Annotated in this window: 17 protein-coding genes; 6 read left to right on the top strand and 11 right to left on the bottom strand. The window is 38.6% G+C overall.

Going from position 1 to position 25,868, the window contains the following annotated elements:
• Window positions 1-74: 74 nt before the first annotated feature.
• The 6 genes from ACSZOX_RS06160 to ACSZOX_RS06135 all read right to left on the bottom strand — a co-directional run bounded on the left by ACSZOX_RS06160 (window position 75) and on the right by ACSZOX_RS06135 (window position 7,683).
• Window positions 75-713 (bottom strand): NAD(P)H-binding protein, encoded by a 639-nt coding sequence (locus ACSZOX_RS06160; RefSeq protein ID WP_437918950.1) that lies wholly within the window; start codon window positions 711-713, stop codon window positions 75-77.
• Between the two features lie 11 nt (window positions 714-724).
• Window positions 725-1,768: a 2Fe-2S iron-sulfur cluster-binding protein gene (locus ACSZOX_RS06155; protein WP_437918948.1), complete on the bottom strand. Its 1,044-nt coding sequence runs from the start codon at window positions 1,766-1,768 to the stop codon at window positions 725-727.
• Window positions 1,769-1,881: 113 nt separating this feature from the next.
• On the bottom strand, window positions 1,882-4,992 hold the full coding sequence (gene infB / locus ACSZOX_RS06150) for a translation initiation factor IF-2 (RefSeq protein WP_437918947.1): 3,111 nt from the start codon (window positions 4,990-4,992) through the stop codon (window positions 1,882-1,884).
• A gap of 106 nt (window positions 4,993-5,098) precedes the next feature.
• Complete coding sequence (gene nusA, locus ACSZOX_RS06145; RefSeq protein ID WP_437918946.1) at window positions 5,099-6,340, bottom strand: transcription termination factor NusA; 1,242 nt, start codon at window positions 6,338-6,340, stop codon at window positions 5,099-5,101.
• A 2-nt stretch (window positions 6,341-6,342) separates the two neighbouring features.
• Window positions 6,343-6,807: a ribosome assembly cofactor RimP gene (gene rimP / locus ACSZOX_RS06140; RefSeq protein ID WP_437918945.1), complete on the bottom strand. Its 465-nt coding sequence runs from the start codon at window positions 6,805-6,807 to the stop codon at window positions 6,343-6,345.
• Window positions 6,808-6,909: 102 nt separating this feature from the next.
• Complete coding sequence (locus ACSZOX_RS06135; protein WP_437918944.1) at window positions 6,910-7,683, bottom strand: XRE family transcriptional regulator; 774 nt, start codon at window positions 7,681-7,683, stop codon at window positions 6,910-6,912.
• A 112-nt stretch (window positions 7,684-7,795) separates the two neighbouring features.
• Between ACSZOX_RS06135 and ACSZOX_RS06130 the strand changes: the two genes are divergently transcribed.
• Entirely contained in the window at window positions 7,796-8,119 is a 324-nt protein-coding gene (locus tag ACSZOX_RS06130) for a GIY-YIG nuclease family protein (RefSeq protein ID WP_437918943.1), read from the top strand.
• A gap of 64 nt (window positions 8,120-8,183) precedes the next feature.
• Here ACSZOX_RS06130 and ACSZOX_RS06125 read toward each other — a convergent pair whose 3' ends face one another.
• A complete protein-coding gene (locus ACSZOX_RS06125) occupies window positions 8,184-11,324 on the bottom strand; it encodes a DPP IV N-terminal domain-containing protein (RefSeq protein WP_437918942.1) in 3,141 nt (1,046 codons plus the stop codon).
• Between the two features lie 53 nt (window positions 11,325-11,377).
• The gene (locus ACSZOX_RS06120) at window positions 11,378-13,582 is read right to left on the bottom strand and encodes a transglycosylase domain-containing protein (protein WP_437918941.1); all 2,205 of its coding nucleotides are present in this window, start codon (window positions 13,580-13,582) and stop codon (window positions 11,378-11,380) included.
• 357 nt (window positions 13,583-13,939) lie between these two features.
• Here ACSZOX_RS06120 and rpoN point away from each other — a divergent pair, with 357 nt between their 5' ends.
• On the top strand, window positions 13,940-15,403 hold the full coding sequence (gene rpoN / locus ACSZOX_RS06115; protein ID WP_437918940.1) for an RNA polymerase factor sigma-54: 1,464 nt from the start codon (window positions 13,940-13,942) through the stop codon (window positions 15,401-15,403).
• A 10-nt stretch (window positions 15,404-15,413) separates the two neighbouring features.
• Here the strand turns inward: rpoN and dinB are convergent, their stop codons facing one another.
• Entirely contained in the window at window positions 15,414-16,496 is a 1,083-nt protein-coding gene (dinB, locus tag ACSZOX_RS06110; RefSeq protein ID WP_437918939.1) for a DNA polymerase IV, read from the bottom strand.
• 184 nt (window positions 16,497-16,680) lie between these two features.
• On the opposite strand from dinB, the gene ACSZOX_RS06105 reads away from it, so the two are divergent.
• The 4 genes from ACSZOX_RS06105 to ACSZOX_RS06090 all read left to right on the top strand — a co-directional run bounded on the left by ACSZOX_RS06105 (window position 16,681) and on the right by ACSZOX_RS06090 (window position 20,932).
• Window positions 16,681-17,904 carry a porin gene (locus ACSZOX_RS06105; RefSeq protein ID WP_437918938.1) on the top strand — a complete coding sequence of 408 codons (1,224 nt, stop codon included), beginning with the start codon at window positions 16,681-16,683 and terminating at the stop codon, window positions 17,902-17,904.
• A gap of 148 nt (window positions 17,905-18,052) precedes the next feature.
• Window positions 18,053-19,165 carry a lipid-A-disaccharide synthase gene (gene lpxB / locus ACSZOX_RS06100; protein ID WP_437918937.1) on the top strand — a complete coding sequence of 371 codons (1,113 nt, stop codon included), beginning with the start codon at window positions 18,053-18,055 and terminating at the stop codon, window positions 19,163-19,165.
• A gap of 55 nt (window positions 19,166-19,220) precedes the next feature.
• Entirely contained in the window at window positions 19,221-19,853 is a 633-nt protein-coding gene (locus tag ACSZOX_RS06095) for a hypothetical protein (protein WP_437918936.1), read from the top strand.
• Window positions 19,854-19,906: 53 nt separating this feature from the next.
• Complete coding sequence (locus ACSZOX_RS06090; protein ID WP_437918935.1) at window positions 19,907-20,932, top strand: WD40/YVTN/BNR-like repeat-containing protein; 1,026 nt, start codon at window positions 19,907-19,909, stop codon at window positions 20,930-20,932.
• Window positions 20,933-20,975: 43 nt separating this feature from the next.
• Here ACSZOX_RS06090 and trxA read toward each other — a convergent pair whose 3' ends face one another.
• Together trxA and dnaE are read right to left on the bottom strand one after the other, a co-directional pair.
• On the bottom strand, window positions 20,976-21,293 hold the full coding sequence (gene trxA, locus ACSZOX_RS06085) for a thioredoxin (protein ID WP_437918934.1): 318 nt from the start codon (window positions 21,291-21,293) through the stop codon (window positions 20,976-20,978).
• 105 nt (window positions 21,294-21,398) lie between these two features.
• Window positions 21,399-25,823, bottom strand: a complete 4,425-nt coding sequence (gene dnaE / locus ACSZOX_RS06080; RefSeq protein ID WP_437918933.1) for a DNA polymerase III subunit alpha — start codon at window positions 25,821-25,823, stop codon at window positions 21,399-21,401.
• Window positions 25,824-25,868 lie beyond the last annotated feature (45 nt).

The following is a 25,868-nucleotide window of genomic DNA, read 5'->3' as shown; positions in this document are numbered from 1 at the left end:
TATTTGACAACAATGAATTAGTTTAACGATACTCGTAGGAAAATCGCTCATTTCGTTTCCTAATCCGGATCTATTTACCACTCAAAATAGACTTGAGGAGACGCTATAGATATTCCATGCTGTGAACGAAAAAGAGACTTTACCATAACCGTAGCTAATGCTGAAGTCGTAGTCGCTCTAAATGAAGGAAAAAGCCCCATTCGGTTAATAAACTGCAAAAGCTTTCCAGCAATAATTTCCATCTTCCGTGTCGACTCTGGCCTAATAATAAAACTTGGCTGTATGATATGGATAGACGAAAAATTAAGTGCTTTTATCTTGTCTTCTAACGTGCCCTTCATACGGCTGTAAAAAAATATAGCGTTATGCTTTGCTCCAATCGCAGATAAAAGAATGAAATGTTTAACACCGACCTTCAAAGAAAGTTTAGCGAATTCGAGCTGATAATCGTGATCCACACGCCATTGTGCAGCTTCACTTCCTGCATCAGCTTTGGTAGTCCCTAAGCATGAAAATGAAACATCTGCTTCTACATCTTCCATGTACTCTCCCAAATGTTCGAAATCAACCACAATTTCTTTTAGCTTAGGATGTTTCTGAAAAAAATTCCGACGTACAAATACAGTGACTCGATGAAAACGATTGTCTTCGAGTAATTGATTAACAAGTTCTCTTCCTGTAGCACCTGTAGATCCAATAATTAATGCGTGCATACTCACAAATTTTATAAAACTTTGATTACAGTTCGTTCTGTCAATGGATGAGCGACACAAATTAAGCATCGACCATTCGCTACTTCCCGGTCTGTCAAAACCTCATTATAGTCCATCCTTACACTTCCCTCTACACATTGCGATATACAAGTACTACACATCCCTGATTTGCATGAATAAGGAAGCCTGATTTTATGTTCTAAACCAACGTCTAATATTGTTTTATTATAAGGTATCGTCAATTTGTATTCATGATCTTGGAACTGCAATACAATATCATAGGAAGTCATATCTACAGGTTGCTCTTCATGCTCGTCCTCATCTTCCTCCTCTTCTGGAAAATGGAACGTTTCGCGACGAATATTTTCATCTGGATACCCCATTCCCAACAATGTAAACCGGACTAAATCCATGTAAAAAACAGGTCCACAAGTGTAAAAAATAATATCTCCATGCTCAGGCATATTCTCTTTAACAATGCGAATAAGAAATTCTCTATTAAGGCGAGCATTTAATAGATTCTTTGCGTTAGAGAAAATCCAAACAATCGTAAATCTATCTTTGTATTCTTTTTGCCAGTCTAGTAATTCGTTATAAAAAACAGTTCTTTCGGGCGATCCATTACTATAAACCAACACAACTTTTGTTCGTTTTTCTGCAACTAAAGCTGTTTTCAAAATAGAAAATAATGGGGTTACCCCTACACCCGCTCCGAAAAGAATTAGGGTACGCTCTATTTCATCTTCCGGCTCGTAATAAAATAAGCCCTGCGGCGCCAATACTTCGATACGATCACCAACCCGCATTCGATGATGCAATAATCTCGAAATCTCACCGTTATCGACCCGCTTCACGGTGATTCCGATAGGTTCATCGATATCTGGCGAACTACTAAATGAATAAGAACGCCTCACTTCTCGTTCTCCAAATAAAAAGGAAAGTGTAAGAAATTGTCCAGCTTTATAACGAGGATAATTCCCAGAAAGATCTCTAAATGTTAGTGTTATATTTTCATTAGGTTGGCGAATGATATCAGAGATTTCAAATGTGTACATCCCGTAAAATTAATTTAATTCCAGAGAAAAGTCAAATAGACAACAACTATAGAACAAAAAAATCCTGATAAGTTCTTCGCCTATCAGGATTTCTATACTTTAGAAACTCAGTATTAGAGTTTACGTTTTACTTCTACTTGTTCGTAAGCTTCTACAATATCTCCCACTTGGATATCGTTGAAACGATCGATGTTCAAACCACATTCGTAACCTTGTGCAACTTCTTTAACATCGTCCTTGAAACGTTTTAAAGATGCTAATTTTCCAGTGTGAATAACAACACCATCACGAATCACGCGTATATCATTACTTCTAGTAATCTTACCTTCACGAACCATACAACCCGCAATAGTTCCCACTTTAGAAATTTTGAAAGTTTCTCTAATTTCCACTTCAGCAACTATTTTCTCTTCAAACTTAGGAGCCAACATACCTTCCATAGCTGATTTGAGTTCGTCGATAGCATCATAAATAATCGAATACAAACGAATATCGATCTGCTCTTGCTCAGCAAGTTTTCTAGATCCTTGAGTTGGTCTCACTTGGAAACCGATAATGATTGCATCAGAAGCAGAAGCTAACAAAACATCAGATTCGGAAATTGCCCCTACAGATTTATGGATAATGTTAACCTGTATTTCGGCTGTAGAAAGCTTCAATAAAGAGTCTGACAACGCCTCAATAGAACCATCCACATCACCTTTCACGATTACGTTAAGCTCTTTGAAATTACCAATTGCCAAACGACGTCCAATTTCATCAAGTGTGATATGTTTAGTTGCGCGCATACCTTGTTCACGTTGTAATTGAAGGCGTTTATTTGCAACCTGACGAGCCTCTGATTCACTCTCAAGGACATACAACTTATCACCAGCAGTCGGTGCGCCAGACATACCTAAAATCTGAACAGGTATTGAAGGACCGGCCTCTTTCACACGCTCACCTCGTTCGTTAGTCAATGCCTTAACTTTACCAGAGTGCGATCCCGCAAGGATAGCGTCTCCTACGCGCAATGTTCCACCTTGTACCAAGACCGTAGTAACAATTCCGCGACCTTTATCTAGAGCAGCTTCAATAACAGAACCGACAGCACGTTTCGTTGGATCAGCTTTCAACTCTAATAACTCCGCTTCTAACAAAACCTTCTCCAACAACAACTCCACATTCTCACCTGTTTTTGCAGAAATTTCCTGGGCTTGATATTTTCCGCCCCAATCCTCTACTAAGATGTTCATTGCAGAAAGTTGTTCTCTGATACGATCCGCATTTGCACCAGGTTTGTCAACCTTTGTAAATGCGAAAACAATCGGAGAACCTGCTGCTTGTGCGTGATTAATCGCTTCACGTGTTTGTGGCATGACAGCGTCGTCAGCAGCAATAACAATGATAACAATATCTGTAACCTTAGCACCACGAGCACGCATCGCCGTAAAGGCCTCGTGACCTGGCGTATCTAAAAATGTAATCTTACGACCATCATCCAATTTCACAGCATACGCACCAATATGTTGCGTGATACCTCCGGCTTCGCCTTTAGTAACATTGGCTTTTCTAATATAATCTAATAACGAAGTCTTACCATGATCGACGTGTCCCATCACCGTGACAATAGGGGCACGAGAAATCAAATTCGCTTCATTATCTACCTCTTCCAATTCGGTTACTTCCTCATCTTCAGGTTTAATAAATTCAACTTGATAACCAAACTCATCAGCAACAATAGTCAATGTTTCAGCATCTAGACGTTGGTTAATGGAAACAAACATACCTAAGCTCATACAAGTAGAAATAACTTGTGTCACCTGTACATCCATCAAGTTTGCCAACTCATTCGCCGTTACAAATTCCGTCACGCGCAAAATTTTAGATTGCGCTGCTTCCTCCATTGCTGCTTCCTCTGCAGAAAGAGCTATATCGTCACGTTTCTGACGACGTAATTTAGCACGTTGTGCAAATTTACCCGATTTTCCAGCGCCGCTCAAACGAGCAAGCGTTGCTTTGATTTGATCTTGGATTTCTTTTTCTGAAGGCTCTTCCTTCGGAGTTTCAGGTTGACGGCCTCTTGCTTTATTGTCATGACGACCTTTCCCAAATCTGTCCTGCGAATTGTTTCCTTGGCGATTTTGTTGCTGTCCAGCACCATGTTGTCCGCCAGTACGGTTAAATCCACCACCACGATTATTGTTGTTATTGTTATTATTATTGTTCGTGTTGGTATTATTTCCAGAATTTCTATTATCCCCAGAGTTCCGTTGACCTTCGGTAGCATTTGGATTAACAGGAGCATTAGGATTCTTGTTCGAACGCTTCCGCTTCCGTTTATTGTCGTTATGCGCCGAATTAGACGAAGAAGCTACCGGCTTGCGCTCTACAGGTAATTGAATCTTTCCAATCACCTTAGGGCCCGCTAACGTCTCCGAACGCGCACGTATAACCTCATTTTGTGGTGCCTCTACTACTGAAGGTTTAATTTCTTCGGCTTTCTCCACGGGTTTGGTTTCTGTAATTTCTTTATTCATGTCGGCCTTAGGCTCGTTTTTAATTTCTTCTTTAGGCAGCACCTCTACAACCTTCTTTTCGGCAATAATCTCGACTTTCGGTGCTTCCACTTTAGGCGCTTCAATTACAGGTTTTACCTCTTCCTTTTGTACAGGCTGTGGCTCTTCTACAGGTTTTGTTTCTATAACCTCTTTAACCTCCACAACTGGTTTTACCTCCACAACTGGCGCTGGCTCTTGGATCTTCTCCTCGACAGGTTCTACCTTTTTTGATTTTCCTCTATTTAAACTATCTAAGTCAATTTTCCCAACAACTTTCAAATGGCCTTGACCAACGTCCTCTTTTTTCGGTTGTTCTTCGGGTTCCGTTTTCACTGGCGAAGGAGCTTCTTCAACAGCAGCGGTATTTTTTATTAGAATCTCTTTAGAATCCGTTAGATCTTCTTGAATGTCTTCTTTAGATTCAGAAGGATTTACTCCACCTGTTCCGGCAACTGACTCTTCACGACGAATCTTACCGATAACAATCTGCTTCGCTTCGTCTTTTACGATTTTGTCTCCTTGAAATTCTTTTAGAAGAATAGCATACATATCTGGCGATAACTTAGTGCTCGGCTTTGAATCTACATCAAATCCCTTCTTCACTAAGAAATCTACAGCAGTACCTATCCCTATGTTAAGTTCTTTTGCTGCCTTAAGCAAGTTTACGCTTTTTCCTTCTGTCATCTATTAATTACCTTCTAATATTAAGTACTACAAAAATATGTTTTTTTACACTGAAAAAACAATTTCAAATCAATTGTTTTTTCAGTGCTTTTACTCGTCAGAGATCTTATTCAAACTCTGACCTGAGGATACGTACAATTTCTTGTATTGTATCTTCTTCTAAGTCGGTACGTCTTACAAGCTCCTCTTCTGTTAAAGCTAATACAGACTTGGCTGTATCAAGTCCTACACGTTTAAATTCGTCTATGATCCAGCTATCAATTTCATCTGCAAATTCTTCGATATCCACATCTTCTTCCACCTCATCATTTTCTCTATACACATCTATTTCATAACCCGTCAATTTTCCTGCAAGCTTAATATTATGCCCACCACGTCCTATTGCTAAAGAAACCTGATCAGGCTTTAAATAAACAGCAGCTGTTTTATCATCTTCATCTATTTTAATTGATGAAATACGAGCAGGGCTCAATGCACGAGTGATATAGAGCGAATGATTCGATGTAAAGTTAATCACGTCAATATTCTCATTTCTCAACTCACGCACGATACCGTGAATACGTGATCCCTTCATCCCCACACAGGCTCCAACTGGATCTATTCGGTCGTCATAAGATTCTACAGCAACTTTTGCTCGTTCACCTGGTTCACGAACAATTTTTCTAATTGTAATAAGACCATCAAAAATCTCTGGAACTTCTAATTCAAATAAACGTTGCAAAAATTCAGGTGCAGTACGCGAAATGATAATCTTTGGATTATTATTCATCATGTCCACCTTAAATACTACCGCGCGAATACTATCTCCCTTTTTAAAATAATCTGCTGGTATTTGCTCTGTCTTTGGCAAAATGAGTTCATTTCCATCTTCATCCAATACAAGAATTTCTTTCTTCCATATTTGATAAACTTCACCAATTACTAACTCTCCCTCGCGATCTTTATATTTCTTGAAGACCTCATCTTTCTCAAGTTCTAAGATTTTTGAAACTAGCGTTTGACGTGCTGCCAATATCGCACGACGTCCAAAACTCTCTAAAGTAATTTGTTCAATATAATCATCTCCAACTTCCAAATCAGGATCATATTGATGCGCTTCAGCTAACTCAATTTCAAGATCATCGTCTTCCGAAAAGCCATCTTCCATAACGACACGCGTTCTCCAAATTTCCAAGTCTCCGTTATCAGGGTTTACAATAACGTCAACGTTTTCATCCGTACCAAAACGTTTACGGATCATGCTACGAAATACTTCTTCCAATACCGTAATAACAGTAGGACGATCGATATTTTTAAAATCTTTAAACTCTTGAAAAGAGTCTATCAAATTGATATTGCTGCTGCTCATTTTTACTTAAATGAAATTAACACCTTTGTTTCTTTTATATTCTCCATTGGAACCTCAGATTGTTGTAACACTTCCTTCTTTCCTTTTTCTTTTATTCTTTCATTAATCAGAACACTTGATTCACTTACCTCTAGAAGCTTTCCTTCACGTTTCGTACCATCCAATTGTGTGATGCGAATATCACGTCCTTTATTTTTAGCATATTGTCTATACAATAAAAGAGGTGTATCTATACCAGGAGACGAAACTTCCAAACGATACTTTTTATCAATAACATTCTCTTCTTCCAAATGAAATCCAACATGTCGGCTTACCTTAGCACAGTCTTCAATTGCAATACCGGCATCTCCATCCAATAGAATTTCCAAAATATTGTTATTGTGCATCTTTATGCGAACAATAAACAGATCACTCCTATCTGCAATCTTTTCTTCTACCAATTCGCGAACTCTTTCCTCTATCTGCATATTAAATTTCAATAAGTGAACTAAAAAAGGGGGCATACTATGCCCCCTCTTCTTCAGATAATACAAAGGTACAAATATCTTTGTAAAGAAACAAATATGCTTTTATTTATTATCAACTACGGAGTTAATTGTTTTCTGCATTTGCGCCATCATAGCAGTCAATGTTTCCATTGTAGGCTCAGGACTAGGTTCCGGTAAAACCGTGCTAATGAATGCCTTTGCTTTCCATACTTCCACAATATCTTGCGCCGGCACCCAATAAGGCTCATAAACCTTATTGTCTGACAATAATTTCAATCCCTTATCATCTTTAAACTTAGAAGCTACCCTTTTATAAACCACACCTTCTTCTTTTGAAACTACAACATATGTCTGATTGGGCTTAATGTCGTGCCAATTTTCAACATATTCGCCAACAATAACGCTTCCGGAAGGCAATGGCAACATGGAATCTCCTTTAATCTCAAACGCTCTGTAACTCCCCTGATTAAACATCGGCAACGAAAACTTCGGCAACTCTGCAACATATTCAGGGTCTCCATAGCCATTTAAGTAGCCCGCGCTGGCTTTAACGGGTACCAACTCAATATTTTCTCTTTGTTGACCATCCACCGTCACACTCAATATACGAAGATTTGAAGCATTACTTTTGGGAGTAGGTTTCCATTTTTCATCAATAATATCATGTGCCAATTCGTCCATCGTAAGATCATAAAACTCCGCTATCTTTTTTAGCAACTCATACTTTGGTTCCGCGCGATCCTCTTCATAAGCACCAACAGAAGCTCTTTTTATTTCTATTACATCAGCAAACTGCTGCTGTGTTAAGCCCTTTCTTTTTCTTAAAAATTTCAGGTTCGATGCAATATTTGACATATTTTTTTATTAAAAATTTTTAAATACTAATTTTATTAGTATTATTGTGCCAATAAAATTAGTAAATAAGTTTGGCACCACCAAATTTATTAGTAACAAGCATCATTTTATCATGGAAAGACACTTTGTTTACATTATCACAGACAGCAACAGAACTTATCTAGAAGTTGGTTACTGCAATGACATCCAAACACGTTTACAAGAAATAAGAGATACTTCAAATGTATTATTTAGCGGCACACCTAAATTAACGAATGTCGTATACCTTGAGGAATATCATGCTTTGGATAAGGCTATCAAACAACAACAACAACTCAATTTCTTTACGCGGATGCAAAGGGAAAAACTTATTCGCTTAAAAAATCCAAATTGGCTAAACCTAGGAATCAATACAACTATTCCCGCAAACAAAAAAGTCGTTGTTTACGCCTCTTAAGCGAAACAACGACCTTAACAACCTTTTCCCAACATGAACCTACTGCACAAATCTAAATATTAGACTACCAGCCCGGCATAAAGTTTAAGCCAAATGTCCCAAATTTTGTTCTCGACTTTATAAAAGGTACCGCGTAGTAGGGCTCAATAATCATGGCACCAAATAAGTTGATCCGTAAGGATACCCCTGCACTAAAGATGGGGATACGGTAATTTTCATCGTAACCATATATAGGATTTCCATCCTCGTCATTGATAGGACTTCCATCACTGTTCTTTTGTTGAACAATAGGCTTCTTATCTATACTGCCTACAATTTTGTTTCCGCGACTCCAGGCTAAGCCTCCATCAAAAAACAAATTCAGATCAGAGAATAAAAATCCTGATTTTATAGTCGCAAGCTTCTCCGGGCCTGTAAAAGGCAAACGGAGCTCAAAGTTACCAACCACCACCCTAGACCCCATCAAATCATTAAAAGATAGATCACCCACTTTCTGAGGGTCTAAATTATCGAAACCGCGAACAAAGAAAGGGTAACCAATATAATTTCCCCTTAATTTATTCTCATCCGTACCAGAACGCACATAAGAATAAAGGCGACCAGCAACCGTTATTGGCTTAAATCTCAGGTAACGTCTCAAATCCAACGTATAGGTCGTAAAATTTAAGTCTCCAACATACTGCCCTGCACCAATACGGTATCTATATCCCTCTAAGGGAGCTGCCATACCAAAGACAGATTTATCACCGACAAAGGAAGCACTGGCTTGCTGAACAAACAAAGGATCAAGATTTCCAAAATTCAAGGCATTCGCCTCCTCATTTGATAATTTCTGGCGGTTACCATAAAAATAAGAATTTCGACTCCATTTTTCTGCACGGTAGCCGTATCGAGCTACAGCCCCTCCAATTTCAAACCGATGATACCGATTAAATGGATAGGCAACAAAGGCATCCAGCTGTGTTTCATATTGCCTAATCAAATAATCATTGATAACCACCTCATCCCCATTTCCCAAATCCTCAATTGCATACTGACTAAACCCATACCGATAAGGCACATGGGAAATCGAGCCTCCCCAGTTCCATCGGCTTTTTTGATTCACATAAGCAAACTGCCCCCCAAAATCATAAATCTCTCCATTTATGTTCAAGGTTGTATAAATCTGATTGTACCCCAGTATATCCGAGAAAATTCCAAAAACTCCTCCGGCCATCCCAGCTCCATAACGTGAACCCACAGTCATTCCCACACCAGAGTTTGCTAAATAATCCAATTTAAATTTAGAACGATAAGCAACAGGATTAATCTGTGTATCGCCTATCCGCTCATATACGTTGAAATTTTGCAGATTCGTATTAACCACATTAACGCCTCTATTCAAATGGGGTGGCAACATTGCTGCTGTAAAATCAGAATCCCCAGCATCAACAACCTTGGGCGTAAATTCTGACACACGAGCCTTATAAATATTATATTGATTTCCCCTGAAATAGGAATATACAATATCATCTTTCCTAGAAACACTCATTGCGGGCGAATACTCTGTAATCCCACTAATACCCGTAAAATAATCCGTCATCTGCTCTACGGCTAATGTAGCAAGTGAATAACGGAATAAATTCCGGTAGCCATCGCCATTAGATAAAAAATAGATATATTTCCCGTCGCCTGAAAAATGAGGATTTAGGTTATTGCCCCCTGGAAAAACACGAATGGGATCCACCCGATTTGAGTTAACCTCCAACATTGCTAATCCCATCGGAATATCCACCGCTCTAGAGTCACTTTCATACGCGACTCTATCTGTACTAAATACAATATATTTACCATCCGGCGAAAAGCTAGGTTGAAAATCAGAGTATTTATCGTTCGTCAATTGAAGTAATTCTTTCGTTTTGAGGTTATACGTATAAATATCGCTTTGTCCCTCCTTCAATCCTGAAAATGCAACTGTATTTCCATCTGGAGCGAAGCTGATATTTGTAAACTCCACGATTTTACCCATTGCCTCCACAGCTATAGTCTTCCCTGTGCTGACATCGATTATCATCAATTTATTTTTACCATCGCTAAAAATGCTAAAGGCAAAATGCTTACTGTCTGGCGAAAAATCACCTGCGGATTCTAAATAGCTAAATTCGTCAATATCCTTACTCGTTGTCCTACTGCCCAATTTACGAATAATTTGTCCTGTTTCGGCATCAGCTAGGAACAAATCAATACCGAACAAATCTTTTTCAGACATAAAAGCTACATATTTACCATCAGGAGAAATTGCCGGTGCCACATTCATACGACCACCATTACGCGAAGTGATCAAAGCCTCCCCAATCGGATTTGAAGTTGTGTCTTTATTCAAACTCTTGAAGGTAGCCTCCATGCTATTTCTCCAAAGTGTCGACATCGTTTGTGCGTCATATCCGAATACCCTCTTCATAGCAAACTCGTAGCCATACTTTGCCGTCTCCAAAAACAGCGGCATAATAATCGTATCTCCATATGTCGCACCTACGTAAGCCCAAAAAGCCTGTCCGTAGCGATATGGAAAATAGTTGTAAGACTGCTCCGTTAGTTGCTTTAATGAGGGTATATCATTTCTCGCATATGCATCACGCATCCACATGGCCGTGAATGCATCTTTTTTTCCAATAGAAAGATATTCAGCCATCCCTTCCACCATCCACAATGGGATATTAGCAACACTCTCCAATCGCGTAGTATCTCTTCCTTCCATTAATATCCGGTATTGAAAAGCATGGACCATCTCATGTCCCAATACATGTCGCGTTTGTTGGTTGATCTGCATAATCGGCATCACAACGCGTTGCTTGAAAGCCTCCGTAACGCCGCCCGTCCCTACCGATATCTCACCAGAAATTGCAGTCGTTTGTTGAAATTCGGGATGGTTATTATAAATAATAATAGGATTCTTACGCAAGAAGGTATCTTGAAAAACTTGCTGATGCATTCCATACCATACCTCTGCTTCTTTCGCGAGCCACTGCATAACGCTATCGTTCTTCAGATAGCTATACATCTCGAAGTGAGGCGTTTCCTTTACCTCGAAATCAAGCTTCTTATAGCGCATCTTATTCTGACCAAAATACTGCGCTCTAAGTGAAAACGGAGCAACGAAAACAAACAACAACACAACGATCATCAACTTCGTCTTCACCATGCCAAATATGTGACATGTATTCATAATGTAATAATGTAGTTAGGATAATTTAATGTTAAACTCTCAATTTGCCAAATTTATATTTCGTCCGATTCCGACTCTGTAACCTCAGTTTCAACACCATCTGAAGATATTCCACCTCCTTCAAAAGATTCCAAACTATCTAATTCGTTATTTGCTGTACTGTCAGAAGGTGTTTCAAAAATAATTCGAGGACTAGGACAATTATACGTTTTCTTAATCTCTACCGTAGATTTAGGAAACTCACCTAGTGTAACTCCCAGCTCTGGGTGCTTATACAGCTCTTCCATAAAGCGCGCATAAATTGGCAAAGCCGTTTTTGAACCCTCCCCCGAATGAGAGTTTTTAAAATGTACACTCTGCTCGTCACACCCCACCCAAACGCCTGCAACAAGATCTTTTGTCAACCCCATATACCAACCATCTACATAATCAGACGATGTTCCTGTTTTACCACCGATTTGGTTGTTGTCATCAAATAAATCCCATTCCCATAATGCTTGCGAAGTACCTCCTGGCTCCTCAATCGTACCGCGTAACATATAAGTCATCAACCACGCATCCTCTGGATCAACAACCTGTTTTTCTTTTGTTTCAAAAGAAGCCAACAACTTACCATCTGCATTGTAAATTTTAGACACCAAAATAGGATCCACCTTTTTTCCTGCATTCATAAACGTGGCATAGGCATTGACCATCTCAAACACAGAAACATCATTTGAACCTAATCCTACAGACGGCACAGACTCTAAATGACTTTCAATACCACAGCGATGTGCTGTTTCAACGATCTTATCCCAGCCAACATCACGCGTAATTTGAGCGGTTATCGTATTCAACGAACGTGCCATGGCCCAACGAAGAGACATATTCCGATAAGAAAAATTCCAATCTGCATTTTTAGGCTCCCAAACTTCGTTCTCTCCCTTTTTATTCACAAATTCCAAACGGACGGGCTTATCCTCATAAGTATCGCAGGGGGTTTTTCCGTTTTCTAACGCAGTTAAATAAACAAAAGGCTTAAAGGTAGAGCCAGCTTGCCGCTTTGCTTGATTCACGTGATCAAACTTATAGAATTGATGATTAATGCCTCCTACCCAAACTTTAATATTTCCATTATAGGGATTCATAGCCATTAATCCCGTGTTCAACATCGTTAAATAATGTTTTAAGGAATCCATTGTAGACATTTCAACCTCTTTTTCCCCATCCCAGGTAAAGATGCGCATCTTTTTCGGCTTACTTAAAATCTGAAAAACCTGTGCTTCGTTCTTATACTTTTGCATCAAAGCCGTAAACAGCGGCAATTTCTTTACTCTATCTTCTAAAAAATTAGGCAAAACATTTCCACTTTTATCTCGCCAGGGAAGTTCATTACCCCAAGTGTTATCTAATCGGCGCTGCAGTTCTTTCATTTGCTTTTCGACAACTTCCTCAGCGATAGTTTGCATTCTAGAATCAATGGTTGTATAAATCTTTAGTCCTGCTGTATGTATATCTAATTCGTTATCAGCACTCCATTTCTCCAACCATTTTTCTACCGCCGCGCGCAAATAAGAGTCATTGCTCTCCCGTACTTCTTGATTCGTTAAGTCTAAATTTAAAGCTTCCTTCGAAAGTGATACAACCTGTTCTTTTGTCAAATACCCTTCTTTTTGCATCTGGCCAAGTACGACATTTCTACGTTCCAGAGACCTCTTCGGATTACGCATCGGGTTATACAATGTTGTACCTTTCAGCATACCGATAAGAACTGCCGCTTCTGTTACACGCAAATCTTTCGGATGTTTATTGAAATAACGAATAGCTGCAGATTTGATACCGTAAGCATTATTACTAAAGGAAACGGTATTCAAATACATCGTCACAATTTCATTTTTACTATATTTACTCTCCAACTTATAAGCCGTCATCCATTCTTTGAATTTCGTCACCCCCATTCTCAAAAATGGAATTTTCCCCAATAGCCCCTGCGATTGGTTGTATCGCGTGCGATAGAGATTCTTCGCAAGTTGTTGTGTAATCGTACTAGCCCCTCTTTTATCCCCCCGCAAAGTGGATATCACACCTGAAAAAAGTCCAAAAAAATCAACACCATGATGTTGATAAAACCGTACATCTTCCGTGGCAATAAGTGCTGCCAAAACATTTTCAGAAATACTATCATAGGACACAGGATCACGGTCCTCTTCGAAATATCGACCAATTAATACAGAATCAGCAGTATATAGCTCCGACGAGACATTCAATGTTGGCATCATAATATCCTTTTTCGTTGGAGAATACCCAAACAACCACAAAAAATTGAGTTGAACAGCACACACAAGGATAATAAGGCTATAAATTATAATTAAAAAATAGCGGAGAAATTTGTTTTTAACCCTTCTAAACATACGGTAAAGATGAAAATTGTTTTTCGAAAAACAGTCATTTAAGATAAAAAACACAAAGCTGTTTTTCTAAATTAACGAATTTTAACACTTTATAGATACGAGGCAATCGATGACAACAGATCGCCTTACAAGCAAAAATTATACCTAATCTTTACGAACTCCCATTTACTATTTATTTTCTTGATTTATTTAAGTATTTTTACGTTTGAAAAGATGTATTAGACAATGTTAAAACAAACACTACAGCAAAAGTTACTACAAAAACTTTCGCCACAACAGATACAGTTTATTAAGTTATTACAAGTTCCAACAGTTTCCTTAGATGCAAGAATAAAGGAGGAATTGGAAGAGAATCCAGCTTTGGAAGATGGGAGCTTAACGAATATGAATGATCCTGTTGAAGAATACCCCGATCGTGACCCTGACGAAAGTTATGAAGAGGATTCTTCGGATTTTGAAGAAGAATTCAGTGTTGACGAATATATACAAGAGGATGATTACAGTGATTATTCTTCCAATTATAGTGGTGATGATGATGACGACCGTAAGGAGATACCTATTGCTATACAGGATTCTTTTTTCGAAACATTGCAAAATCAACTTGATCTGCTTGCGCTCTCTAATCAAGATTATTTAATTGGTCAACAACTCATTGGCAGTTTAGACGATGACGGCTATCTCCGCAGACCTATATTATCTTTGATCGATGACCTGGCATTTTCGCAAAATGTAATCGTAGGCGAAAATGAAGTGGAATCTATGTTAAAAGTTATTCAAGATTTCGAACCTGCAGGTATAGGCGCTAGAGATCTTCAGGAATGTTTACTTATACAATTGCGAAAAAAAGACAGCTCCAACCCTATTATTTCTCAAGCAATTAAAGTTGTTGAAAATTTCCTAGAGGAGTTTACGAAAAAACATTACGACAAAATCGAAAAACAGTTAGGGGTCGATTCCGGAGAGTTGAAAGATATTATAAACGAAATACTCAAGCTTAATCCGAAACCAGGCGACTCAGGAGCTGCTGCGGGAAAACAACTGCAAATAATACCAGATTTTCATATCACAAATAACGATAGTGTATTACACTTGACCCTAAATGGGCGTAATGCGCCAGAGTTACGTGTATCACGTTCTTATCAAGAAATGTTCGAACATTACGAAAAAGCGGAAAAGAACGACAAAAAAATGAAAGAGGCTGTACAGTTTGTAAAACAAAAACTGGATTCAGCAAAATGGTTCATTGATGCCATCAAACAACGACAACAAACCCTCCTGAAGACTATGAACGCCATAATGGAATACCAATATGAGTATTTTTTAACGGGCGACGAACGACTTCTTAAACCAATGATTTTAAAAGATATAGCCGATAGAATCGAAATGGATATTTCAACAGTATCAAGGGTTGCAAATTCAAAATATGTGCAAACAGAATTTGGAACTTATCTTCTAAAATCATTTTTCTCCGAAGCTATACAAACAGACTCTGGTGAAGAGGTTTCTAATAAAGAGGTTAAAAAGATTTTAGAAGAGTGTATTGCCAATGAAGATAAAAAGAAGCCATTGGCTGACGAAAAACTAACGGATATTCTTAAAGAAAAAGGCTATTCTATCGCAAGAAGAACTGTTGCGAAATACAGAGAAGCAATGAATATTCCCGTAGCAAGATTAAGAAAGGAGCTATAAGCTCCTTTCTTTAAAACAAATACAGTTGTTTACTTTCTATTTTTTCGAGATCTACGTCATAAAAATTGGATAAGGTGACACCTAGAAGACGTACACGTCGATCCTCTACTTCGATTTTATCAAATAAATCGACCACTTGTTTAAAGATTTCATCGCCCATATCGAAATAATAAGAAGTAGTCTTACTCCGAGTTATTTGCGAAAAATCGGAAAACCTCAATTTTAAAGTCACCGTACGTCCCTGTTTAGTCTTCACCTTTAATCTTTTCTCTAGCTTATGGCACAACGTATTCAACTCTTCTAACATATCCTTGCGGTCCTTGATATCTACAGAAAATGTATCTTCAATCCCTATGGATTTTGAAATACGGTTTGGCTTTACCGGCCGATAATCCTCACCACGTACCATATTAAAGAAGAACTTTCCCGACTTACCAAACTTCCTCGTTAAATCAAACTCGCTAACCAACTTCAAATCAAGTCCCTTATGAATCCCCATTCCTTTCATCTTTTGTGCCGTAACCTTACCAACGCCAAAGAAACGTTCAATAGGTAAGTTTTCTAAAAAAGAGATGACTTTAGAGGGTCCTATGAAAGTCAACCCGTCTGGCTTATTGTAATCTGAAGCGATCTTTGCGATAAATTTATTCACAGAAATTCCTGCTGAAGCAGTCAAATCAAGCTCCTCCTTAATAGCGGATCGAATAGCTTTTGCGATTTCAATAGCAGAGCCTATACCAAGTTTATCTTCCGATACATCAAGAAAAGCTTCATCTAATGAAAGTGGCTCAACCAGATCGGTATAGCGATAAAAAATAGCACGCACCTTCTGTGACACCTCTTTGTAAACATCGAATCTAGGATGACGAAACAGCAGTTGAGGACAAAGTTGGAGAGCTTGTCTTGAAGACATAGCCGAGCGAACACCAAATTTTCTTGCCTCATAACTTGCGGTAGCCACAACACCTCGTCCATCCGGCGATCCACCTACCGCTAGAGGCTGTCCACGTAATTCCGGAAAATCGCGCTGTTCTACAGAAGCATAAAATGCATCCATATCAATATGGATTATCTTCCTTTGTATCGCCTTCATACTGTTTAAAAGAAACTATAAACTTTGTTAAAATTAGTCAAAATAGGATACAAAAGAGAAGCAAGGGTAAACAAATGACTCCTTCTTAAAATAAAAAGGAAGCGGCTTCTGTTTTAGGGAATAGTCGTATCTTTGCGCCATAAAAAAACAACCATATCACACAAGTTATTTACCATAACTGACAATGAAAAGTAAATTAAAATTATTCCTTTCAGCGCTAGGAAGCCTATTTTTAGTCGCATCTTCTTTCGCACAAGAACGAGATGATCGCGCAACCATATTGAATTTCAAGGGTATACAATACCTCAGTAAAGACTCTTTATTCTACACAAATTTTCGGTTTCGAATGCAAAATCGCGCTGGGTTTAGCAACGTCATCGATGGTGAAGACAATGGAAAGTTTGATGCACGAATCCGCAGATTGCGATTGCGCGTAGACGGCTATATTTATACGCCAAAGGTCTCTTACTCCATACAATTGGCCTTCACGCGTTCCGATCAAGATTTTGACGACACAGGAGTTGCCAATATCGTTAGAGATGCAGTTGTTTTTTACAATTTTACCCCTGATTTCTACATTTCATTTGGACAAAATAAACTTCCCGGCAACAGGCAACGTGTAAATTCATCAGGTCAACTACAATTTGCCGATCGGTCGCTAGTAAACAATCACTTCACATTAGATCGTGACTTCGGTGTTTCTTTTAATTTGAGTAAAAAAATTGGTGATATGCCATTCAATGCAAAAGCAGCAATATCGACAGGAGAAGGACGTGTGGCCGCTGGAACAGATGATGGTTTGGCTTATACGGGAAGAATAGAGTTTTTGCCATTGGGTAAATTTACCAATGATGGCGATTATTCTGAGGGCGATCTAGAACGCGAGAAAACGGCAAAACTTTCCATTGGAGGAGGCTACAGTTATAACGATCGCACAACGAGAGAAGGTGGGCAACTGGGGCGATATGTTAAAAATCCTTTCACCTTAAAAACAAGCTTCGCAGATGCGATTTTCAAATACCAGGGATTTGCCTACCAAATTGAATACATGCGACGCGATGTTGACAATCCATTTAATTACGTCGACGACAAACTCAACCAAGTTGATGGTCCAGAAAATGAAGAAACGTACGCTTACAAAGGATGGGGAATAAACCAACAAACCTCCTACCTTCTCAATAAAGGTTATGAAATGGCGGCACGTTATACTTTCGCCAAGCCCCATCAACAGATCCGTTCATTTGAAGATCAGACAGAAGTTATTGAGATAGGACTAACTAAATACGTAAAAGCACACAGGTTAAAACTGCAGCTAAACGCGAACTATACACTTAAAAACGGTGACTTCCAAAATACGAACCAAAAAAATTCTTGGGGAGGCATGCTTCAGGTTGAACTCGGAATATAAAGAAGTATTTCTCGCATCGAATTTAAAATTATCTTCTAAAAAAGAGCCCATGTTAGGGCTCTTTTTCATTTCTATTTATGAACTTCTCCCCCTTTTTGCATCATTTAAATAAAGAATCCCGTATCTTTAGGGTGCACAATTTTAGAATATGAAGTACTATCTTATTGCAGGAGAAACATCAGGCGATTTACATGGCGCAAACCTTATTAAAGCGCTAAAAAAAGAAGACACAGCCGCTTCTTTTCATATTGTAGGTGGTGATCAAATGGCTACTGCATCTGGCGAAAAACCACTAATTCACACCTCTGAAATGGCTTTCATGGGCTTTATTGAGGTTATCAAGAATCTGGGGAAGATCAGCAAAAATCTGAAACGTGTAAAAGAAGATTTATTAAAAAATCGTCCCGACACTGTCATATTGATAGATTTTCCTGGTTTTAACCTTAAAATCGCCGAGTTTGCAAAAAAAAATGGTATAAAGGTGTGCTACTACATCTCTCCAAAAATATGGGCTTGGAATCAAGGACGAGTACATAAAATCAAGAAAATCGTCGATCACATGTTTTGCATTCTTCCATTTGAAGTCGATTTCTATAAAAAATATTACTATAACGTTAATTACGTGGGAAACCCTTTGCTAGATGCCATCGATTCCCATGTGTATAACGAAAACTTCATCCAAGACAATTTATTAAATGAACGTCCTATCATCGCTTTGTTACCAGGAAGTCGACAGATGGAAATCGACAAGTTGCTTCCCGAAATGGTGGACCTTTATTATCTTTTTCCTGCTCACCAATTTGTAGTAGCCGGTGCGCCAAATTTTGACAAATCATATTATAAAAACTTTATTGGAGATTTACCTATTCAAGTCGTTTTCGAACAAACATACGATCTGCTCAAGCATGCCGAGGCGGCGGTTGTAACTAGTGGCACAGCAACATTAGAAACCGCTATTTTAAAAGTCCCACAAGTGGTCGTATATAAAGCAAACAAAATTACGGTTTGGATTGCTAGATTTCTTGTGAAAGTAAAATTCATCTCGCTAGTGAACCTTATCAATGGCTTTCTGTCGGTACGCGAATTGATTCAAGAAGATTGCAATACCAGAACAATTGCAGACGAGTTAGACGATCTCATTAACAAAAATGACCACCGACTAAGCGTCTTAGAAAATTATGATATCTTAGAAAGTAAATTAGGTACACCAGGCGCATCTGAAAAAACAGCGAAGCTAATTGTGGAATATTTAAACCAATAATAATTAAACCTTTAATACGTAAGGCTATTCTAACAAGTAGAAAAATATAAAGCTTATGAAATTACGACATCTATTTTTCATGCTATTGACGACCGTTAGTATGACAGCCTTTGGACAGACTTACGAAGAAAGTATTTCTAAACTTAACCTAAACAAAAAAGAAAAAAAATATTTCAACAACCGGGATTCTGCAATTGTTTTACACATCGATACGTTAATCATGAAAGACAAATCATCTTTGCAATTCATCGGAAAAAAGAATGTACGATTAATTGTTAAACACGCAGAACTTGGTAAAGGTGTTTTTTTTAGTGGTACGGGAAGACAAAATGATGCATCGGATTTCGATATTGACATCAACTTTTCAAAATTAGGCTCCCTTTACGTAATTGCTCGCGGACAAGATGCTATTAATGGCACACGAACCTTTCCAAACGGAAACGGTGGAACAGTCAAACTAACCTATAGTGCAAACGGTATTACCCCGCAAACAACGGACAAAAAGAGTGCTCAGTATTTGTACGTAGATGCATCAGCGGGTGGCAGAACCACAAATCCATCCAGTGATCTTAGTCAAATCTACTCCACTATTGCGCGTTCAGCTCCTGGTTTAAGAGGAGTGCCACAAGGTCAGATATACTCGGGATCGCTCGGTAAAGAAGGAACGATAGATATTCAAAAAAAATAAATATTGATCACGTTAATCGCTTATTTTACTTAGAAAATCCAACAACGATTCCAATGAAATTATTTCCCCTATTGCTTGTTTTATTCAGCACTTTCTTACAAGCAAAATTATCGATTGCACAAAAGATAGAAATCCTTACACAACTTGATCATACGAGTTTTAGAGGCGTTCAAGTTTACAAAAATAATTGCATATGGGTGAGCGGCAATAATGGGACAGTAGGAAAATCAACAGATAAAGGCCACACTTGGTCTTGGGTGTCTCCAAAAGGATACGAAAAATATGACTTCCGAGATATCGAAATTCTGTCTGAAAAAGAGGTTATTATCGTAAGTGCAGGAAGTCCAGCAGTCGTATTAAAGACTATAAATGGCGGGTTGAGTTGGAAAGAAGTTTATCGCGATGATCGTCCCGAAATTTTTTTAGATGGAGTATCTTTTCGAGGGAGCGAAGGTTTCATTATAGGCGATCCTATAGACGGTCTTTTCCAACTATTGCAATCAAAAGATCGAGGTAACACTTGGACCGATGTATCCAACTTTATGTTCCTTATTGCTGATAATGAAGAAGCTGTGTTTGCAGCTAGCGGAACCTCTATTCAATACCTAAATAATAATCTTTGGATAGGAACAGGCGGGGCTTCTGCGAATATTTTTAAAAGAAATGAGAAAGCCCGAACAATGGATAAATACCCATGTCCTATACTTCAGGGAAAATCGAGTCAAGGTATATTTTCAATAGACTTTCTAAACGACAACATTGGTATTGTTGTAGGAGGAGATTATCTAAACGATAAAAATGTCGAAAACACGGTTTTGCTCACTTTCGATGGTGGTAAGAATTGGGAGAATCCAACAAAATCAACCAACGGATTCAAATCATCCGTAAAATACATCAACAGTAAAGTGCTGATAGCAACTGGAACCTCAGGTACAGACATATCCACTGATGGAGGAAACCAATGGAATAACATCTCGTTATTAAGCTTCAACAGCCTAGCAACAGCTAAAAATAGATCAGAAGTATATTTAGTGGGAAGTGATGGTTCTATAGGAAAATTATCACTGGCTAAAAAATAAACAAAAAAAAATAGCTCGTTGAATTCAACGAGCTATTTTTTGATTAAAGCTGTTTGGTTAACTTCTCTACCAACACAGACTTTGGTACAGCGCCAATTTGCTTATCAACAATTTCTCCGTTTTTGAAAAATAACAAAGCAGGAATATTGCGGATACCGTATTTAACAGAAATATCAGGATTGTGATCGACATTTACCTTACCAATCACAGCTTGACCATCATATTCTGTAGCAATTTCGTCCACTACTGGACCAACCATACGACATGGACCACACCATTCTGCCCAAAAATCTATCAAAACGGGTTTATCAGATTTGAGAACAAGTTCCTCAAAATTGCTATCTGTTATTTCTAATGCCATATTAATTATATTTATTTTTTACAATTCTTTAAATTTTCCTATACAAAGATAGAGATTTGACAAAAGATAATCGTCATCGATCATTCATAAAATTTCTATAGCCTATCAATTTAATCTATAATTTATCCCCTCTAGTTTCTCTAAGCCATCTAAAAATTCATTCGTCAAATTTATTTTCAAAGATTTCGCAGGCATCTCTATAGCCAGCTCATCCTGAACATCGAGGATTTTGAATTTCAATTGACAGTTAGATTCCGCTCCTTCTATTTTAGTAGACTCTACCAAATTATGAACTACTTGAACCAATTTATCATCCAATAGGTGAAGAGGCAACTGTATTGTAAATGACTTAGCCATCTTATCCCTAAGATCAGATAATAATTGAATATTTTTCAGCTCAAAACCCCAATTACCAATCTGCTTAAAACGTTCCTGAACCAAGCCTCTAATCTGTACGAAAAATCCCTCTTGTAAATAGCCTTTAAACTTAACATAGTCTTCTCCAAAAACCATGATTTCGAAAGATTCACTGTAATCTTCAATAATAAAGGAACCAAAAGGCTTTCCCGACTTGGCTACTCGATGGTTTGCAACCGCTATTATACCACCAATAACAACTTCTTTATTTTTGATTCGATTAAACTCTAAAAGCACCTCTTCCTCTACCTCACTCGCTTTTACTTTATTGATCAGTTGAAGTTCACTCACATTATTGGAACAAAAATGTTTAATCTCAAATTTATAGTTATCCAAAGGGTGACTCGTAAGGTAAATACCAATGACATCCTTTTCGTATTTCAGTTTTTCTATAAGTCCCCAAGTCGGACAAGGTGCTAAAACAGGCTCAGGCAACTCAGTAGCTGCTGACCCTCCAAACAAACTTGCCTGAGCAGAACTTTCATTTTCTTTTATTCGGTTGCCAAACTTTATAGCCTTCTCCAAACCGGTAGAATTGTCACCATCCGTATAAAAATATTGCGCTCGATGTGTCTCAACAAAACTATCGAAACCGCCAGCATAGGCCAAACTTTCGAAAGCCTTTTTATTTGCAGACCGAAGATCAATTCGTTTTGCCATGTCAAATACAGATTTATACTTCCCTCCTTTTCCTCTAGTCTCTACAATCGTATCCACAGCACCAGCCCCAACTCCCTTCACAGCCCCCATTCCAAAACGAATAGCCCCTTGCTCATTTACAGTAAACTTATAGTGCGATTCATTCACATCAGGCCCTAGCACCAATAATCCCATACGCCGACATTCCTCCATAAAGAAAGTAACTTGCTTAATATCATTCATGTTATTAGACAGTACAGCAGCCATATATTCAGCAGGATAGTGAGCCTTTAAATAAGCTGTTTGATAAGCCACCCAAGCATAACAGGTCGAGTGAGATTTATTAAAAGCATACGATGCAAAGGCCTCCCAGTCTGTCCATATTTTCTCTAATACTTTTGGGGCATGCCCTTTTTCGGCAGCTTGGTTCACAAACTTCGGTTTCATCTTATCAAGAACCGCCTTTTGTTTCTTACCCATAGCTTTCCGCAGAACGTCAGCATCCCCCTTGGAGAATCCTGCAAGCTTCTGAGACAAAAGCATTACTTGCTCCTGATATACAGTGATACCGTAGGTTTCCTTTAGATATTCCTCACAAGCATCTAAGTCATAAGTGATGGGTTCAATTCCGTGTTTACGTTTAATAAATGACGGAATATATTCCATAGGTCCAGGTCGATACAACGCATTCATAGCGATCAAATCCGCAAAAACCGTAGGCTTCAACTCCTTCATATATTTTTGCATACCAGGCGACTCATATTGGAACACACCGATTGTCTCTCCCCGTTGGAATAATTCGTAAGTCAAGACATCATCTATAGGAAATTTGTCTGGATCAAGTTCTACACCATGACGTAGTTTCACATTTGTGACCGTATCCTTAATTAACGTGAGGGTCTTCAATCCTAAGAAGTCCATCTTCAATAAGCCGGCACTCTCGACTACCGAGTTGTCAAACTGCGTGACAAAGAGATCCGAGTCTTTTGCTAAAGAAACTGGAACGAAATTCGTAATGTCATCGGGTGTAATAATCACTCCACAAGCATGTACTCCCGTATTACGCATTGACCCCTCAAGCACTCTCGCTTGTTTTATGGTCTCCGCCTCCAAACCGGCACCATCTGCCAGATTTTTAAGACGGTTGACCGCTTCAATCTCCTCTGTGCGTAAAACCTCCTTCAGTCCTTTCTCATCCATAGCGAAGATCTTATTTAACTTTAAGTTCGGGATAAGTTTCGCAATTTCATTCGCATCTTGTAAGGGCAAGTCTAAAACACGTGCAGTATCCTTTATCGACGACTTAGCAGCCATAGTACCGTACGTGATAATCTGTGCTACCTGCGAGGCTCCATATTTATCAATTACATATTGCATCACCCGTCCACGACCTTCATCGTCAAAATCCACGTCAATATCGGGCATAGACACACGGTCTGGATTCAAAAAACGCTCGAAGAGCAAATCATATTGAATGGGATCTAGATTTGTTATACCAAGACAATAGGCAACAGCCGATCCAGCAGCCGATCCACGTCCTGGACCTACAGATACACCCATACTTCGAGCAGCGGCAATAAAATCCTGAACAATAAGAAAATAACCAGGATAACCTGTACGTTCTATTGTAGCTAATTCGAAATCCAAACGTTCCGTTACTGTCTCATTTATTTCTTCATAACGTTCTTCAGCTCCACGATAAGTCAAATAACGCAAATACGCATTCTCACCTCTTTTCCCTCCATCCTGCTCATCCTCTGCATGTAGAAACTCTTCCGGGATATCAAATTTTGGCAGAAGCACATCGCGATTAAGGGAATAGATTTCGATCTTATCAAGTATCTCCTGAATATTTACAACGGCTTCAGGTAAATCTGCAAATGCTTTCTTCATTTCATCAGCAGATTTAAAATAGTATTCCTGATTAGGTAGTCCAAAACGAAACCCTCGACCACGACCTTTTGGAGTAGATAATTTTTCTCCATCCTTTACACACAGCAAGATGTCATGTGCATGTGCATCCGCTTTGTTTACATAATAGGTATTATTAGTCGCTATCAACTTAACATCATGCTTTCTAGCCAATTGAATTAATGTTTCATTGACACGATCCTCATCTTCCTGACCATGTCGCATTAATTCCATATAAAAGTCTTCGCCAAATTGTTCCTTCCACCATAACAAAGCCTCTTCTGCTTGGCTCTCGCCAATATTTAATACTTTATTAGGAACTTCCCCTTGTAGATTTCCGGAAAGCACAATTAAATTCTCTTTATAACGTTCTACAACAGATCTATCAATACGAGGCACATAATAAAATCCTTCCGTATACGCCGCAGAAGCCATTTTAGCAAGATTATGATATCCCTGTTTATTTTTGGCTAAAAAAACAATTTGGTAACCGTTATCTTTCCTACTTTTATCCTTATAATCTTCGCATACATAAAATTCACCGCCGACAATTGGCTTGATAATACGACCTTGGGCAGGCTCTCCCCGCTCTTCAGCCTCCGCATTCTTCGCCTCAACCTCTTTGTTGTATCCTAAAGCTTTATTCACAAAATGAAATGCTCCCATCATATTACCATGATCCGTCAAGGCAACAGCAGCCATATTCGCTTTAGCGGCTGCATCGACAAGCGCACCTATCGATATAGTAGATTGAAGAACAGAGAATTGAGAGTGGTTATGTAAATGAACAAATTCGGCCGCATCTAACGCTTTTTTTAGCTCTTCATCAACAATTGTTGTTGACGTATCCGTTTTTGTTTTTTTACGGATTTCTTCTGAAGCCGCTTTTAAATTGATATGCTTTAGACCGACAGAAGCTATTAAATCCGGGTTATGTTCTTTGAAATTGACAAAATACCCCGTATCTGTCTGCAGATCTGTTGGCGTAAAAACTTCCCGACGTACCAACTCGAAGAAACACCGGGTTGTTGCTTCAACATCGGCAGTAGCATTGTGTGCTTCAGCAAAAGGAACTCCGAAAAGATATGCATGTAGCTCAGTCAAATTCGGCAATTTATAACGTCCCCCACGTCCACCGGGAAGTTGTAAAAGCTCCGCTGTAACCTCCGTACAAGTATCTAAAATAGGCATTTCCGACATTGGTGAATCCACGTTATATCGAAAAAATTCGCAGCCCATTATATTAATATCAAAACCAATATTCTGACCAACAACAAATTTCGCTTTCGCTAATGCTTCATTAAATTTTACCAATACGTCAACCAAAGGCACACCTTCTTGTTCTGCCAAAGCAGTAGAAATCCCGTGTATTTTCTCGGAATCATACGGGATATTAAATCCGTCCGGTCTAATCAAAAAATCTTGATGCTCAACCAGACGTCCCATCTCATCATGAAGCTGCCAAGCTATTTGTATACATCTAGGCCAGTTATCCGTATCCGTAATAGGTGCATCCCACCGTTTGGGTAAACCTGTTGTCTCTGTATCAAAAATAATATACATGCTATTCCTTTTCTCTTCAAACAAAGTTAAAAATTACATACAGCA

The organism is Sphingobacterium sp. LRF_L2, from assembly GCF_965644235.1.
Taxonomy (GTDB): Bacteria; Bacteroidota; Bacteroidia; order Sphingobacteriales; family Sphingobacteriaceae; genus Sphingobacterium.
The sequence above is the reverse complement of the archived record's forward strand: the minus strand, read 5'-3'. Positions and strand labels throughout refer to the sequence as shown.